Below are 15,783 nucleotides of genomic sequence, written 5' to 3' on the forward strand. Positions count from 1 at the left end.
ATTTATTTTACCCTCTTTAATGAAACATTTATACACTAAAAAACTATTTCTATTAGTTTCATTTTTTGCTACTCTTTTTGCTTTTTCTCAAGAAGAGATAACAACCAAATACACAAGTTCAAATAAAGGTAAATTTTATATTAGTTGGGGAGGAAACAGGGAGGCTTACTCGAGATCTGATATTAATTTTAAAGGTGAAAATTACAATTTCACAATAAATAATGCATCGGCAGTAGATAAGCCTAAAGGTTGGCATATTGATTATATTAACCCAAGCCGTATTACCATTCCACAAACCAATTTTAAGTTAGGTTATTTTATAAATGATCATTACTCTATTGCTTTAGGAATAGACCATATGAAATATGTTTTAAACGTAGATGATTTTAAAAGTATTTCTGGAACTGTTAATTTACCTGAACAAGAGCCTGGTAGTATGTTTAATGGTAATTATGATGGAAGCGACTATTTTATGTCTAGATATTTTCTTCAGTTTGAACATACTAACGGTTTAAATTATGCGTATTTAGAATTTGCAAGACATGATGATATTTCTAGCTTTATACATTTACCAAATACAGATAAATTCCAAATAAATATAACAGAAGGCCTTGGAGCTGGAGCATTATACCCAAAAACGAACACAACGCTACTTCTTAAAGAAAGATATGATGAGTTTCATTTATCTGGTTATGGTATTCATTTTAATGCAGGATTAAACTTTACTTTCTTTAAGCACTTTTTTATCCAAGGAGATTTAAGAGCTGGATACATAAATATGCCAGATATTAGAACTACCATTAATACAAACGAAAGCGCCTCTCAACATTTTTGGTTTTTAGAACGTGTAATATCTTTTGGGACTATATTTAGAGTTTAGCACATTTAACAAAAGCTAACAACAAAATAAATTTTGAATCATTTTATACTTTACATTATAGGATATTTAATATTAAAAATTAGATATCCAAATAAAGAAAAACGTAATTATGTTTTAAAAAATATTTATGATAATGATTACATAAATGCTGGCGGTGAGCCTATTTTAAAAACTATTGCAATAGCATTAATCATTCTCTTATTTATATTTTTAATTTCAACGGTTTATGCCATATTTAAACATGGTCCAACAACATTCTAATTGTTTTATTCTTTTTTATAGAAACCATTTTCTTCGCTGTTATTTACTTGTTGTAAAACAGAAATTAAAATAGCATCTTTTATATCTTCTAAAGATTTATAGCGTAAAGATTTTACAACCTTACGTTTCTCACTAAACAAATGCTCTGTATATTTAGTTATATAATTAGAATGCCAAAAAGCAACATCTACAAATTCATGTTTATGGCTTGCATTTAAATAGCATATTGGTTTTTTACCAACATAATAACAAGGAATTCTCCACTTATATTTTAACTCAACTTCTGGAATAGTATGTTCAATTATAACTTGAACATGTAATAACATGGCTCGATATGGCTCGGGCTGATTTAAAATATAAGCTTCGGCTGGATTCACAATTTTATATTTATTAAAATAAGGTAATTATACCAATAACTATTAAAGCAATTCCAATACTAGCTTTAAATGGCATTAACTTATCAGATAATTTATATAATGTATCCTTAAAAGCAGGAGCTTTAACTATAACATGAGTTAATAATAAAAAACCACCTAATAAACTTATAATATTAAATATTAATCCTCCATTACCAAATAATCTTATTAACGCTAAAACTACTAATGCTCCACCTATAATGGTTTGAAAAGGCGCTAAAGTAGCGGCTATTTTATTAAAAAAATTACGCTCGCCGTCCCACTTATCTAATGTCGCTAAACCTAATAATATTCCTCCTGCTATATTGGCTATTGTTAAAAGTGTAACTATCATGGTTTTATTTTTTTTAATTAGATTTTAAAATTAACCAAAATAATTTCTTGGTACAACATTGCTAAAAGAGAAATAGATAAAAATTATAAATTATTTAACTTGTTACATTCAAATAATTTAATTTACTTTGTAATTCAAAGTACTTTATTATGAGCAACAAAGATTATTTAAAAGACATCAGTGAGATAAAAAATCTCATGAATAAAAGTTCTCGATTCATTTCGTTAAGTGGTTTATCTGGCATTATGGCTGGAATATACGCTCTAATTGGTGCAGCAGTTACTTACTACTTAGTTAACACATATAGCTATGGAACATTACTTTTAGATGGCTGGATTTTTAGAACAGTTATGCTGGTTTTATTTTTGGTAGCACTATTTAGTATTGTTACTGGTATTTTTCTTACCACTAGAAAAGCAAAAAAAAATGGAGAAAAAATTTGGGATGCTTCTTCAAGACGTTTAATTTTTAATTTTTTAATTCCGTTAATAGCTGGTGGTTTATACATTCTAATTATTTTAGCCCAAGGAAAATATGGCCAAACTGGTGGTTTAATGCTTATTTTTTATGGTTTAGCTCTTGTAAGTGCATCAAAATATAGTATTGGTAATATTAAATACTTAGGATTTATTGAAATTATTTTAGGTCTTATTGCGGCATACTATCCTGGTTATGGGTTTTACCTTTGGGTTTTAGGTTTTGGAGTAATGCATATTATCTATGGTGCTATTATGCACTTTAAATACGATACAAAATGAATAGAATATTAAAAGTTGGAATTATTACTACAATTCTTATTTATTGTTGTGGTTTAAGTTATGCTTATTATTCTAACAATAAATTTAAGGAGCAAGTTGCCTTTTACGATAAAGATAATAATGGGATTATTGATAATAAAGAAATAAACGAAAGTTCCATAACTATTGTAAAACAAATGAGTAAGCGCAAAACTACAGAACAAGCTGTAGTTATGTTAATTCCTGTAGCCCTTATATTTGGATTATTTGCAGCAGGTGCAACTTTTCTTCTAAAAAAGATGAAGCGTATTGATCGAGAAGAAATAAACTACCAAAAATAAAACATTATAAAACACTCCTGTTAATCGGGAAATGTATGAGCATAATAACAAACATAAATAAACTATTCGACCATAGAATTAGACTTGGAATCATGTCTATTTTAATGGTAAACGAATATGCAGATTTTAACACATTAAAAGAGCTTTTAGGCGCTACCGATGGTAATTTAGCAAGCCATACTAAAGCACTAGAAAAAGCCGAATACATAAAAATTGAAAAACAATTTATCGGAAAAAAACCAAATACAAGATATAGCACTACCAAATTAGGTAAAGTAGAGTTTAAAAAACATATTAACGCACTAGAAAAATTAATACATAAATCTTAAACACTTTTTTTTAATTAATCACTTTGAAATACAAAGTACTTTTAAAACAATAATTATGCAAGACTCACAAAACACAAACAACCTGCACAATAGGAACACAAACAAATTTGGACATTGGTTAAAAACATCAATCACTGCAAGACTAGCAATGGTTGGTTTTTTAACATTAATTTTATTAATACCATTATTTTTTATTCAGAATTTAATTAATGAGCGCTCTAGAAGACAAGAAAGTGTTGTAAAAGAAATAAATGATAAATGGGGAAACGAAGTACTTCTCTATGGTCCTATTTTAAAAATACCGTATAAAGTGTTTACTCAAAAAACGGTAACAAATAAGGAAACTAATGAATCTTACACCGAAACTATTGAAAACATAAATTATGCCTATTTTTTTCCTTCAGAATTAGATATTGCTTCAACCGTAAATCCTGAAAAAAAAGAACGTGGTATTTTTAAAACTGCTGTTTACGATAGTAAAATAAATTTAAACGGAAACTTTAAAAATCCAGACTTTTCGTTAGGAGAAATAAACCCTAAACATGTTTTATGGGACAAAGCAAAACTTATGGTAAAAACCTCTAATCTTAAAGGTGTTACCACTGCTAAACTTCAATTTAATAATAATTTATACGAGTTAGCTTCAAATTACAGCGACAAAAAAGAGCAACGCTATAATAGCTTAGCTATGCATACACTTGAAACAAAAAACTTAAAAAAATTAACCGAGGACGTTTTTAAAAATAATATAAATTTCAGCTTTAATTTTAATGTAAAAGGAAGCGAACAAATAAGATTTATTCCTATTGGTAAAGAAACTAAGGCTAACATAAACTCCAATTGGAAAGATGCTAACTTTTTTGGTGAGTTTTTACCATATAACGATAATAAATTTACAAGCGATGGTTTTAATGCTAAATGGAATATACTGGATCTTAACAGACCGTTTTCTCAACAACACTATGGATATTTACCAGACTTAAAAGAGTTTGCTTTTGGTGTTAATTTTATGATTCCGGTAGACGAATATACCAAAAGCGAACGCTCTGCCAAATATGGATTTTTGGTTATTGGCTTAACGTTTTTATTATTCTTTTTAATACAAACATTAAGCAAAATTGGTATTCATCCTTTTCAATATTTAATGATTGGGTTAGCACTTACCATGTTTTACACCTTACTTGTTTCTATTAGCGAACATAGTAACTTTTTAAAAGCCTATTTAATTGCAGGAACATCGGTAATCGCGCTTATTACATTATACTCTAAATCTATTTTAAAAACATGGAAATTTCCAGTATTTATTGGCCTTTCTTTAACCGCGTTATATACATTTATATACATAATTATTCAACTCGAAAGTTACGCATTAGTTGTAGGTAGCATAGGCTTATTTATAATACTAGCATTAGTAATGTTTGTTTCAAGAAAAATAGATTGGAATAATGGATAATTAAGTAAACCATAATGGCACTCCTCTGTAAAAAAAAATCATGAGTGTCGTTTTAATAACAAATAAACAGTTATTGTTTTTAGCTCTTGGACATTTAATATTTAACCGCTAGAATATTGAGAATTAAAATTATAGGATACGATATAACATATTAATCCGCTTGTTTTCATTAAATTTAGGAATCTAAATTTTTAATTTTAAATAATATGAAAAACTTACCAGCCTATTTTTTACTATTAGTATTCCTCTTTTTTTCATGTAATAATAAAGAAAAAGAAAACACACTCACAATGGGAGAATTTGAAATGTCTACAAATAAAATTATTCAAAACGATCCATTTACTATTACTTACAATGGAGATAAAAAAATAGACGAAAGCATCTTTTATAATTTAGTGCAATCTAAACCATATGCTTACGATTTAAATTTTAATGACAACAAAGCCGTTATTACTGTTCCAGATTCTGTAAGTGCAATATCATTTCATTTTAAAATAGATGATAAATTTGACAACAATAATAAAGAAGGTTATTTATTTCCTGTTTATAATAAAAATGAAGAAATTGCCAAAGGAGCAAATGCTGCAATAGAATATTACAAACTTGGTAATGGTAGCGACTTCGGTTTAAAAGGATCTGAAGAAAACAGCTTAAAAGCATTAGAAAAAGCAATAAATACGCATCCGGAAATTAAAGAAAACTGGAGAGTAATACATATACAATTAGCACAAACAGAAAATAAAGATAAAGCAAAGAGATTAGCAGAATTTTACATTAGCGACATAACTTCTAAAAATAATTTAACCGAAGAAGATTACTCTAATATATCTACCATCTATGCAAACCTTAGAAACAGAGCAGCAATGGATTCTGTCTCTAAAATTGCAATGACTAAATTTCCTAAAGGTAAAGCTAAGCAACAATCGCTAATGAACAACTTTTACGATGCTAAAACACTAGCTGAAAAAGAGAAAATTTTTAGTGAAATTGAAACCAGTTTTGGCATGAATCCCTCTTTAACCTATGCAGCTACTGGTTTAGCTGCTGAAAAATTTAAGGCTGGCGACGAAGCTAATTTTAAAGTTTATGCAGATAAAATTGAAGGAAAACAAGAAAAAGCCGGATTATATAACAGTGTTGCTTGGCCAGCTGCAGAGAGTGGTGAGAATTTAGAAATGGCTTCTAAACTATCTAAAGCTTCTTTAGATTTAATAACTGCTACCAAAACCGATTTATCCAATAAGCCTCAATATTTATCTAAAAAACAATATGAAAACAGTTTAAATAGCACGTATAATATGTATGCAGATACTTATGCTTTAATACAATTTAAATTAGGAAATATAAAAGAAGCCATTAAGTATCAATCTCAAGCTATTGGAGAAGGAAAAGAAGCAGAACTAAACGAACGTTACATTCAATTTTTAATGGCAGATGAGCAATATGAATTAGCTGCTAAAAAAGCAAATAGTTTTTTAAACTCAGGAAATAGCACAAAAAAAATAACCGAGTACTATAAAACAGCTTACACAAAAGTAAACCCTAATAAAAGTATTCAAGATTTTAATTTAATAATTGCAGATCTAAAAGAAAAAAATCGCAAAAAAGAATTAGCCAAATTAAAAAAGTCTATGCTTGATGAAGAAGCACCACAATTTGTTTTAAAAAATTTAGAAGGTAAAAATATAGCTCTAAATGAATTAAAAGGAAAGACTGTTATTTTAGATTTCTGGGCAACATGGTGTGGACCTTGTAAAGCATCTTTTCCTGGAATGCAAGAAGTAGTTGAAAAGTATAAGGAAGATGAAAACGTTGTATTATTATTTGTAGATACTTTTGAAAACGGTGCTAATCGTGAAAAAGATGTTGCCAAATTTATTAAAGACAATAACTACGATTTTCATGTATTAATAGATGAAAAAATAAAAGATAGTAACAAGTATGAAGTGGCTAATAAATATGGTATAACAGGAATTCCAACAAAAGTAATTATTGGTCCAAGTGGAAAAATAAACTTCAAATCTGTTGGCTTTAGCGGTAGTAACGATAAACTAAAACAAGAAATGGATTTAATGATTGAGCTTTTAAAATCTTAATTTTAAATAGTATTTCGCAAATAAAAAGGCTTCCAAATTGGAAGCCTTTTTTTATAATATTAAAAGTAACATTTTATATGTTATTTAGCAATCGTTATTACCGTCTCCATCGGTATCTAAAAGATTAGGATCTGTTATACCTTCTGGCACACAAAGTGTGGAAGCATCATCCACTCCAGAAACCTCTTCACAATCTGTTAATCCATCTCCATCGCTATCTGCTAAATTAGGATTTGTTATATTTCCATTAGGGTTGCAAGTTGTTTCTGGATAATCTATTCCAGATGTTTCTTCACAATCTAACAAACCATCACCATCACTATCTGGATAGCCCAAAGCTGTAATAACACCTATTGTGTTTTGTCCTGTAAAACCACTCTCAACTCTTACGTAATAGGTTTGTGGTACACCAGAAAGTGTTGATGTATAAGGCATAGATAAAGCATTAACTTCTACTTGCGCATCTTGCAAAGTTTCATAATATACATAATTAAAGTTTGGAAAATCTCCACTCTCATAATACAATGAGAAATCGTAAGTATAACTACCCATGACACAACCTATTTCATAGATTTCGGCATCAAACATATTAGAGTTATTATCGATATCATCTAAATAATCTGGTGTTTGATCTAAATCGGTATCATCATTCATTGGGTTACCATCATTATTAGCATCTTCGTCTATTGTATTAATACCATCTCCATCATCATCTACATCTTGGTAATTTGGAGTACCATCTTGATCTGTATCATCATCTTCTAAATTACCATTTTCGTTTAAATCTTCTAATATGTCTGTAATACCATCGCTATCTGTATCTATTAATTCTACACATGACATTTCGGTTCCTAAATCTGTATTTGGTGATGAAAAATTACCACTAATTATATTTGAAGATTGATTATTGGTAAAGTCAAAAACTTGTGCTGTAAAAGCTGTATCCGAAGAACAATATGTTATTACTTGAGAAATTATACCATTTGTAACAGGAATAAAATGATTTATATTATTATAAAATAAATTAAGGTAACCATCTGTAATTGGCTCTCCACTACAATTATTAAATGTAGCAGAAAAATTGGTGGTTAATCCCGTACTATTCGAGACTGTAATGGTTATATTTTCATCTACAGCAAATGGACCAATAGTAGTAGTAAAATTAACTCCTTGACAACCAAAATTAGGCACTATTAATGTTATCTCTTCGTCTTGTGGTACTAATCCACATTCTTCACCATTTGCATTTGTTAAACCATACGTTCCTGTTGCGTTTAATGCTGAAGAGTATATATCTAATTCTGTATTTGGTAACACGTTTCCGTTTGCATCTTCCAAAGTTATACAAACATTAACTGCAGGATATTGAAAATCCCAATTCCAAAATGAAAAATGTGATACTTCTGCCACAAATTTGTCTCCATCTAACTCACCAAACCCTTCTTCTTTCCAATAACCATTATCCTCATCAAAAGACCATAATGGTATTGTAACAGGTGGATTTGTTACACTACTTCCTACAGGAATTTTAATTTTTGCTGTTTGTCCAGGAGCAATATTTAACTCCTCTCCTGCTTCTCCTCTTAGCTCTACAGCAATCATTCCTACAGTTTCCAAAACTCTTAAAGCACCTTCTGCATTTTCGGCTAAAAGCGTTCCTGGCATTTGGTATTTCATATTCGCATCATCTACACTTAAATGCTTAATAATAACATCTATATTACCTTGATAAGGACCACCAAATTGATTTATAAAACTTTCTGGGAGCTCAACTTCTGTTCCATCTGTTAAGCCTAAAGTGAAAGCTTGACCTGCAGTAATTGTAGCCACACTGTCTAAACTTAACAACATTATTTTAACTTGGTTAACTCCTGTAGATGGCACTATAGAACGCGAACCATCTATAAATCCTGACTTAGTTGCTTTAATATTAGCAAATTTTTGATATACAGTTGCTTGTGGTATAGAAAATGCTCCATTTGCATCTGTTACTGCAAACTGAGAACCTATATTAATAGTTACGCCAGCAATTGGGTTATTTTCTTCGTTTACAACAGTACCTAAAAAGCGTGCTTGAATTGCGCTTCCAAAATTTTGAAGAAAAGGATTAGTATCACCAGCTTCCGAACTTTCGTTTAAAGGAATATTATTATCGTTCTCGCAAGAGGAAAACATAATTAAAATAGCTAAAGTGAATACATATTTTATAAATTTCATAGTCTTTATTTTGTATTTATAAATATAACAAGTTGCTTGTTAAAACTCCTAACCGGACGTTTTATTATTCTTCACCGTCTACGTAACCTTGTAAATAAGCAAATCTTGGTGTTAATTTACCATCACTTGTTGTCATTTTAGCACGTTTTAAAATACCTTTTTCATCATTATTAAAGAAAGATGGAATTACATGCTTTAAGAACATGTCTCCAAAACCTTCACTTGCATCTTTTGGCAACTCGCAAGGTAAATTATCTACAGCCATCATAGTAATTGCTCCTTCTGCATCGAAAGCAACTTCTTTTTCTGTTTTGGCATCATAACCATAAAAAGGATCTGCAATTGTAGATGGCCTAATTGTACTTGCTACAGGACCATCTATATCGCAAGAAATATCGGCTATTAAATTAATTTTAAATTCTGGGTGTTTAGCATCTTCTCTTGTAAACAAATATGGTGCACCATCGCCATAAAAATGTCCTGCTATAAAGAAATCTGTGTGTTTAGCATAAGGCATAAAGTTACTTTCGTAATCTGATGCATCTTTATAAAATGCTAATTTATCTCCTACTTTACCATCTTTACGTTTAGCATATTCCATAACATCTGCCATAACATAAACAGGTTCTGTAAACTCACTTGTTAAGTACAAGGCATCACTAACTTGTTTTATTTTTAAATGGTCTAAAATTTCTTTTGCACCATACGCTACTTTTCCTGTACCTGTAAGTAATATTTTAATATTTGGTACTGTTATTTTATCTAACTCTGCCTTTACAGCGTCTAAATCCCTAAGCGTCTCTACTTTTGGTAAGTTAAATAAATTATCTCGCAAGCCTAAAGCTCTAAATCCATTATACGCACCAACTAAGCCCGCATAACGACCAAAACCAATTAACCTAGCACCGTTTTGTTTTACTATAGTTTCATGATCGTACATTTCTATATTTTTTTCTAAAATTGCTTTTAGAAGTTTTCTATTGTACGGTTGTTTTTTAATTGTATGACTAAAGAAAAAGTATTTTTTGTTGGGTATTAAAGCGTCTAAAGGCACTTCTTTTACACCAAACATAACATCTGCATCCGTTACATCTTCTGAAACTTGAAAACCTAATTTTTGATATTCTGAATCATTAAAGACTCTAATATCTGAAGATTCGACAACAATTTCTGCCTCTGGAAAATTGTTTTTTAATGTTTTTAAATCTTGAGGTGAAAAAACTACACGACGGTCTGGCGGGTTTTTACGTTCTTTTATTATGGCGAATTTCATTGATAATGTGTAATTATTATTTTCGCTAAATTACTTTTATTAAAAGGCTTTCGCAAATAAATTTAATCTGCTCTAGAAACTTCGCTTTCTAGTTTTAAAACATAATTTCCATCGTCTTGTTTTATATACAAAGCTTTGTTACCAAACTCTCCATTTCTGGTAACCTCTGTTTCTTTTATTGTTTTTGTTACAGATGTAGTATATGTTTTTTCTACGGTGCCTCTAGCGGTTCCATTTCCCCAACTCCATTTTACGCTTGTTCCTGTTTTTATCATTTTTTTATTTTAAAGTTATACATTTACAATGACACATTTTCATAATGAAATGATAAAAGTTAATTGGTATGGCTTTTGAGTTAATATTTTTAGTAGTTTTGCTACCCTTGAAATTTACAGTCCTATTTCTTGGTTTGTGCGTTAAGGATGGAGGCTTTGTTGAAGCTCTTTTTTGTTTTTCTTAAAAAAAGCGACTGCCGAGAGCCTGACACGTTTTTGCCATTAAAAGCAAAAACGGATAACGCCATTAAAACTATTTTAAAAAAATGAGATGTTTAAAAAATTCTATTATAAGTTTAGATTTTTTAATTGTTTCTTTTAATTGGGGCCGCCTGGTTTTGACAGCGAGATTAATAAACTAGTAAGCACGTCGTGTAATGATTTTGAAACACGTTAAAGGCTAGATCAACTTTTTAAACGGCGAGAATAACTACGCTTTAGCTGCCTAATCTGAATTATAGTAGGATTAAGCCTCGGCTCACAAGGTGAGCAAGCTTTATGTCTCCGGAAAGCCTTGATTGGCGGCGTTCCATTAGAGATATCGTAAAAGTCAATATAGATTTGGTAGCGCTTTGATGCCATTTCGAGATTAAAAAGATAAGTTAAAAGTAGGTTGTCTTTAACCAGCTTTTAATCGAAAAAACAAGAAAAGAATAAACGTGTAGAAAGCTACTTTGTTACTTGTTTGGACGAGAGTTCGATTCTCTCCGGCTCCACAATAAACGCCCTAAAGCATTGATTTTAGGGCGTTTTTATTTTTTGGAAAGTAATGAAAAATTATAAATTTAAAATATTTAGTGTACAAAAAAACGCTGTAAGCAATATGTTTACAGCGTTTTTTTTATGCAATACTACAAATTATTTAATCTCTACTAATTCTAAATCGAATACTAATTCTTTTCCTGCTAAAGGATGATTTCCATCTACAATAATATGGTCTTCGTTAACCTCTGCAATTCTAAACTGGTGCTCGTTACCTTGAGGATCTTTTGATACTAATCCTAAACCAACTTCTGGTTTTACTTCTGCTGGCAACATTGCTTTTTCCACGTTGTGAAATAAGTCTGGATTTACTTCTCCATAAGCTTCATTAACAGGAATATTAACTGTTTTCTTGTCATTCACTTTCATCTCAATTACCGCATTTTCAAATCCAGGAATTAACATACCTTTTCCTAGAGTAAACTCTAATGGTTCGCGTCCTTCTGAACTATCAAACACTTGACCATCTTTAAGCTTTCCTGTGTAATGTACTTTTACGGTATCATTTGCTTTTACTTGACTCATAATTTTTTATTATAGTTAAACAACAAAGCTATTGATTGTTATGGCCAATAAAGAATGAAATGACATGTTTCGCCAATATTTAAGAAAAACTTAACTTCAAAATCTTATTTTGATTGAAAAAGGTTAAAAAACAAAAAAGTACAACTAAATATTATTTAGCTGTACTTTAAAGTTTAATTAAAATTTTGCTTTTCTATTTAGAAACGGAATCCAGCAGTAAATATAATACGGCTATCTTCTGTACTTGTATAGTATCCAATATTTGCTGTAAATGCTTGAAAACCGTTTATGAAAATAGAGCCTCCATAACTACTATGCCATTTGTTAGAATTTTCATTTTCAATCCAAACACGCCCTAAATCGTATCCTCCTGTAACACCTATTCTAAGTGGAATAAATCCAGTTTCTTGCTCTATAAAACAAAGTCTAAGGTCTGTTGTTTGAAAAAATGATGTTTTACCTAAAAAGCGTTCGTTTCTATACCCTCTTAAACTTGTGTTACCTCCCAATGTAGCAGCATGATAAAATTCATAATTATCGCCAATAATAAAATTTGCTTGTGCTTTTGTTGCTAAAGTTGCCAGACCACTTTCGTGAAGAGGATAAATAAAAGATACTGTAGGTTTAACATATGTAAACTTGTTATCGAATTCTGAATCTAATGTTTGCTTATATCCTGCTAAAATACCTAAAGCAATTCCTCTTTTAGGTAAACTTAATAATCCCTTTTTATTATTAAATTCTACTCCTACTTCTGCTCCTGCATAAATTTGATTTTCGAAAACATCGTCATTAGCATTAAAATATGTTTGCGCAAAACCATTATTTATATTTGCAACCTCGTGAGATTCTATTCGTGCGGCTACATGCCCACTTACATTACCACTAGTTTTATAAATTAAAGACGGTTGAAAATGCCATTGTTTAATTTTTGTACGGTTAAAATCCATGTCTACAGCATCTTCATTGTACTGTGTTTCATTACCTATCCCAAAGAAATTTGTAGCAAAATTTTCGCTTGTTACTCTAGCATCTAATCCTAAATTCCAGTTATGAAATATATGGGCAAATTCTCCATTATAAGAAAACTCGAATCCTTGAGTTGCAGAGTAATAAGAAGCATTAAATGTGTGTTGTGTGGTAAATGGATTTCGTAATAGCGAATAAGTTGTATATGTATTTGTTAAGCCCGCATTAAATCCTGCATCTGGATCGAAACCAATTGTAGGTAATAAAACATTATTAGAGTATTTACGTTTTTGAGGATTGTAATTATTAATATTATAAGAGTCTGTAAGTTTTTTACTTACAGGAGTATTAAAGGTGTTTTTCTTTGATTTATAATCGTAAACCTTAACTGCTCTTTTATTTTCTATATTATAAATATCATTTTCTTCTCCTCCAAACACTTTTAATTTTATGTAATTATTTCCTTCTCCAGAAACTGTAATATTATCATTCCCATCTAAAGCAAATAACCATATTTCTTTTGTTTCTTCTTTTGTATAAGTGTTTTCAAAAATGGTTTTATTTTTTTGTAAAACTGTTACTTTGGTCTCTCCATTTGGCAACCTTAAAACGTTTATAGTATTATCCTTATTGGTTGCTACAATAATTTCGTGTTCTTTAAAATAGTTATAATAATCTTTAGCAATAGACACCATGTTTTCGCGTCTTTGCTTTAAAATGGATTTTATATTGTCTATACTTTCATCTTTAGTATCTTTTAAAAGATTAGCAAAAGCATTATCAATAACCTCATCTGTAAGGTTATTTTGAATATTTTTTGCTTGCTTTTCCCAATCCTGCCAGCTTGAAGTGTTAATAAAATTCTTATCTAAATAATATACAGCATTATTAAATGTTTTTACATTTTGAACTTCTGGAGCATAGGTTTGCATGTTTCTGGCTAATGGTGATACTGCTTTTAAAATAAATGGAAAAACACCATCGTATTTAGAAAATGCTTGATCTCTATCTCTAGGGATTGGCTTGTATAATAACTCGCCATTATTTTGCTCGTGTAGAGCCCAACGCCATTGATCTTCATGTCTATCCCAATCCCCAATAAGCATATCGAACAATCGAGCTCTTAAATAACTGTCTTCGTCAATTTTAGCGTCTTTATCGTTTTGCAGTTCAAGTAGCATATCTTTTGTGCTAATAATATCGTCTGCATTTCCAAAAGTCTTAAATTCTTTGTTTTCGTCTCCAACATGTTCTTCGAACATATATAATTTATCTCCATAGTTCTCGTTAAACCTACCTAATCGTTCTTGTTTTGGTAAATAGACAATTTTTGGATTTGCGTGTGCAATATCTATAGCATCTAAAAGCTCGTTAATTGCAAATTGTGCATATGGTTGTGCTGTTGTATAGTAATCTTGTACTATCTCCTCTGCAACTGTATCTTCCATATAATCTAAAACATAATGGTTTTTAATTTTAGATTGAATGAATCTTACACCACTTTTTCTAAGTTCTCTTACGGTATATTCGTTTTCATTATCATCTATAAGTCTTAAACTTCTAGATTGGTTTCCTCCTCCTTCTGTAATGGCTTTTACGTTATGTGGTAAGCTGTCTAGAAAAAGTACTGGCGCTTCTATTTCACGACCATAAATATCTCTATAGTGCTCTCCAAAAAACCATTTATAAAATCCAGATTTATTTACCTCTTCTTTTGTATAAATTGAAGCTTTTTGGGTGCTTCCGAAATCGCTATTTTTATGATAGCTAAAATCTTCTAAAGTTCCCTTTTTTAATTTAATTTGTTTTGAATACACTTTTTTAGTTTGCTCACCTTCTAATGTATATATTTCTACTTCAGAGCTACCATCTTTAAACACATTAAGTTTTGCAAAGCCTGGTTGGTTAGTACCAAAATAACCTTTGTCTACCTCTGCATTTGTCTTGGTCGTTTTTCCGGCAGCACCACTAATTATCTGTGGTATGTCGTCGTCCATTAAAAACTGTAAATTCTTATCTGCACCAGATACAAAAATTACATCGTTAAATTGACTTGCTAAAGTTTCTAATGTTCCTACAAGATATTGCATATCGTTATGGTAATAGGCTTGTTTAGATAAACCACCCATTCTATTTATTAAACCTTGTCGTGTTGCAGTTAATACAGGATGATGTAATGCCACAACAATAGTTTTATTCTGCTCGTCTTTAAGTTCGTCTTTAAATTCTAGAAAAAACTGTTCTCTCGTTTTTATTTCACATTTATTATTTATATAAGGATATTTATCCCAATCTTCAAGATACCATTGTGTATCTACCATTACTAACTCTACCTCGTCACTTAACGTCTCGCGTTCTATTGGACATCCATCGTTTGGCCAAAATTTTGCTTTACTATTATCTTGCAAATAAGACTCTAAATCGTCTATATTTTTATGCCCGCCTTTATTCCATTCGTTTTTACCTGGAATAAATATAACCTGACCATTAAAATTTGAAAGTGGTTTTAGTACTTCTGTTTTAAGAAAATCTTCTTCGGCTTTACGTAGAGTTTCATTTTTTGGAAAACCATTTTTTCTTGTGCTATTTCCTAAAGCTATAAATGCTGCATTATTATCTTTTTGAGAAGCATTAACTATTGCTTCTAGAATTTTTTGTGCATTTGTATTTTTATCTGACCCTAAATTAGATGTCATATAAATACTTTTAGAAATTTCTTGAGCCTCTAATTGCCCAAAAAATAGAAGTATAGAAAGTGAATAAATAAAAGTTTTTATTTGTTTTGAGTTTAAAGTGCTTTTCATATAAAGGTTAATTTACGCAAAATTCTTAAATTAAAATTTAGAAACTGTGCTTTTATAAAACTATTATTGAAGCATCTCCTAATTCTTAAAAAAAGTATTACGAAATAGTTA

Annotated in this window: 14 protein-coding genes and 1 other RNA gene; 8 read left to right on the forward strand and 7 right to left on the reverse strand. The window is 30.1% G+C overall.

Annotated elements, in window-relative coordinates; all coding sequences use genetic code 11:
- The first annotated feature begins 19 nt into the window (after positions 1-19).
- A complete protein-coding gene (locus tag CLV86_RS03040; RefSeq protein ID WP_121049519.1) occupies positions 20-880 on the forward strand; it encodes a hypothetical protein in 861 nt (286 codons plus the stop codon).
- Between the two features lie 33 nt (positions 881-913).
- A complete protein-coding gene (locus tag CLV86_RS03045; protein WP_121049522.1) occupies positions 914-1,141 on the forward strand; it encodes a hypothetical protein in 228 nt (75 codons plus the stop codon).
- 5 nt (positions 1,142-1,146) lie between these two features.
- On the opposite strand, the gene CLV86_RS03050 is transcribed toward CLV86_RS03045, so the two are convergent.
- The gene (locus CLV86_RS03050) at positions 1,147-1,518 is read right to left on the reverse strand and encodes a DUF1801 domain-containing protein (RefSeq protein ID WP_076733844.1); all 372 of its coding nucleotides are present in this window, start codon (positions 1,516-1,518) and stop codon (positions 1,147-1,149) included.
- A gap of 13 nt (positions 1,519-1,531) precedes the next feature.
- On the reverse strand, positions 1,532-1,891 hold the full coding sequence (locus CLV86_RS03055; RefSeq protein WP_076733845.1) for a hypothetical protein: 360 nt from the start codon (positions 1,889-1,891) through the stop codon (positions 1,532-1,534).
- A 149-nt stretch (positions 1,892-2,040) separates the two neighbouring features.
- Here CLV86_RS03055 and CLV86_RS03060 point away from each other — a divergent pair, with 149 nt between their 5' ends.
- The 5 genes from CLV86_RS03060 (at position 2,041) to CLV86_RS03080 (ending at position 6,847) form a co-directional block, all read left to right on the forward strand.
- Complete coding sequence (locus tag CLV86_RS03060) at positions 2,041-2,649, forward strand: hypothetical protein (RefSeq protein ID WP_076733846.1); 609 nt, start codon at positions 2,041-2,043, stop codon at positions 2,647-2,649.
- The gene (locus tag CLV86_RS03065) at positions 2,646-2,969 is read left to right on the forward strand and encodes a hypothetical protein (protein WP_121049525.1); all 324 of its coding nucleotides are present in this window, start codon (positions 2,646-2,648) and stop codon (positions 2,967-2,969) included. Before CLV86_RS03060 ends, CLV86_RS03065 begins: the two co-directional genes overlap by 4 nt.
- A 35-nt stretch (positions 2,970-3,004) precedes the next feature.
- Entirely contained in the window at positions 3,005-3,298 is a 294-nt protein-coding gene (locus CLV86_RS03070; RefSeq protein ID WP_076733848.1) for a winged helix-turn-helix domain-containing protein, read from the forward strand.
- A gap of 55 nt (positions 3,299-3,353) precedes the next feature.
- Positions 3,354-4,751 carry a cell envelope integrity protein CreD gene (gene creD / locus CLV86_RS03075; protein WP_121049528.1) on the forward strand — a complete coding sequence of 466 codons (1,398 nt, stop codon included), beginning with the start codon at positions 3,354-3,356 and terminating at the stop codon, positions 4,749-4,751.
- A gap of 206 nt (positions 4,752-4,957) precedes the next feature.
- On the forward strand, positions 4,958-6,847 hold the full coding sequence (locus CLV86_RS03080) for a TlpA family protein disulfide reductase (RefSeq protein WP_121049531.1): 1,890 nt from the start codon (positions 4,958-4,960) through the stop codon (positions 6,845-6,847).
- An 84-nt stretch (positions 6,848-6,931) separates the two neighbouring features.
- On the opposite strand, the gene CLV86_RS03085 is transcribed toward CLV86_RS03080, so the two are convergent.
- The 3 genes from CLV86_RS03085 to CLV86_RS03095 all read right to left on the reverse strand — a co-directional run bounded on the left by CLV86_RS03085 (position 6,932) and on the right by CLV86_RS03095 (position 10,612).
- Complete coding sequence (locus CLV86_RS03085) at positions 6,932-9,064, reverse strand: carboxypeptidase-like regulatory domain-containing protein (RefSeq protein WP_121049534.1); 2,133 nt, start codon at positions 9,062-9,064, stop codon at positions 6,932-6,934.
- 64 nt (positions 9,065-9,128) lie between these two features.
- Positions 9,129-10,337 (reverse strand): NAD(P)-dependent oxidoreductase, encoded by a 1,209-nt coding sequence (locus tag CLV86_RS03090; RefSeq protein WP_121049537.1) that lies wholly within the window; start codon positions 10,335-10,337, stop codon positions 9,129-9,131.
- 62 nt (positions 10,338-10,399) lie between these two features.
- Positions 10,400-10,612: a hypervirulence associated TUDOR domain-containing protein gene (locus tag CLV86_RS03095; protein ID WP_121049540.1), complete on the reverse strand. Its 213-nt coding sequence runs from the start codon at positions 10,610-10,612 to the stop codon at positions 10,400-10,402.
- A gap of 324 nt (positions 10,613-10,936) precedes the next feature.
- On the opposite strand from CLV86_RS03095, the gene ssrA reads away from it, so the two are divergent.
- Positions 10,937-11,331: a transfer-messenger RNA gene (gene ssrA, locus CLV86_RS03100) on the forward strand.
- Positions 11,332-11,470: 139 nt separating this feature from the next.
- Here ssrA and CLV86_RS03105 read toward each other — a convergent pair.
- Together CLV86_RS03105 and CLV86_RS03110 are read right to left on the reverse strand one after the other, a co-directional pair.
- The gene (locus tag CLV86_RS03105; protein ID WP_076733854.1) at positions 11,471-11,899 is read right to left on the reverse strand and encodes an FKBP-type peptidyl-prolyl cis-trans isomerase; all 429 of its coding nucleotides are present in this window, start codon (positions 11,897-11,899) and stop codon (positions 11,471-11,473) included.
- 197 nt (positions 11,900-12,096) lie between these two features.
- Positions 12,097-15,672, reverse strand: a complete 3,576-nt coding sequence (locus tag CLV86_RS03110) for a bifunctional metallophosphoesterase/BamA family protein (RefSeq protein ID WP_121049543.1) — start codon at positions 15,670-15,672, stop codon at positions 12,097-12,099.
- Between the last annotated feature and the right edge of the window lie 111 nt (positions 15,673-15,783).

Source organism: Lacinutrix venerupis, from assembly GCF_003663945.1.
Lineage (GTDB): Bacteria > Bacteroidota > Bacteroidia > Flavobacteriales > Flavobacteriaceae > Lacinutrix > Lacinutrix venerupis.

What these genes read in the sequence shown, in the direction of transcription:
- CLV86_RS03040 (WP_121049519.1), top strand. Translation starts at nt 20, where the DNA reads ATGAAACATTTATACACTAAAAAACTATTTCTATTAGTTTCATTTTTT.
- CLV86_RS03055 (WP_076733845.1), bottom strand. Translation starts at nt 1,891, where the DNA reads ATGATAGTTACACTTTTAACAATAGCCAATATAGCAGGAGGAATATTA.
- CLV86_RS03060 (WP_076733846.1), top strand. Translation starts at nt 2,041, where the DNA reads ATGAGCAACAAAGATTATTTAAAAGACATCAGTGAGATAAAAAATCTC.
- CLV86_RS03065 (WP_121049525.1), top strand. Translation starts at nt 2,646, where the DNA reads ATGAATAGAATATTAAAAGTTGGAATTATTACTACAATTCTTATTTAT.
- CLV86_RS03070 (WP_076733848.1), top strand. Translation starts at nt 3,005, where the DNA reads ATGAGCATAATAACAAACATAAATAAACTATTCGACCATAGAATTAGA.
- creD (WP_121049528.1), top strand. Translation starts at nt 3,354, where the DNA reads ATGCAAGACTCACAAAACACAAACAACCTGCACAATAGGAACACAAAC.
- CLV86_RS03080 (WP_121049531.1), top strand. Translation starts at nt 4,958, where the DNA reads ATGAAAAACTTACCAGCCTATTTTTTACTATTAGTATTCCTCTTTTTT.
- CLV86_RS03085 (WP_121049534.1), bottom strand. Translation starts at nt 9,064, where the DNA reads ATGAAATTTATAAAATATGTATTCACTTTAGCTATTTTAATTATGTTT.
- CLV86_RS03090 (WP_121049537.1), bottom strand. Translation starts at nt 10,337, where the DNA reads ATGAAATTCGCCATAATAAAAGAACGTAAAAACCCGCCAGACCGTCGT.
- CLV86_RS03095 (WP_121049540.1), bottom strand. Translation starts at nt 10,612, where the DNA reads ATGATAAAAACAGGAACAAGCGTAAAATGGAGTTGGGGAAATGGAACC.
- CLV86_RS03105 (WP_076733854.1), bottom strand. Translation starts at nt 11,899, where the DNA reads ATGAGTCAAGTAAAAGCAAATGATACCGTAAAAGTACATTACACAGGA.
- CLV86_RS03110 (WP_121049543.1), bottom strand. Translation starts at nt 15,672, where the DNA reads ATGAAAAGCACTTTAAACTCAAAACAAATAAAAACTTTTATTTATTCA.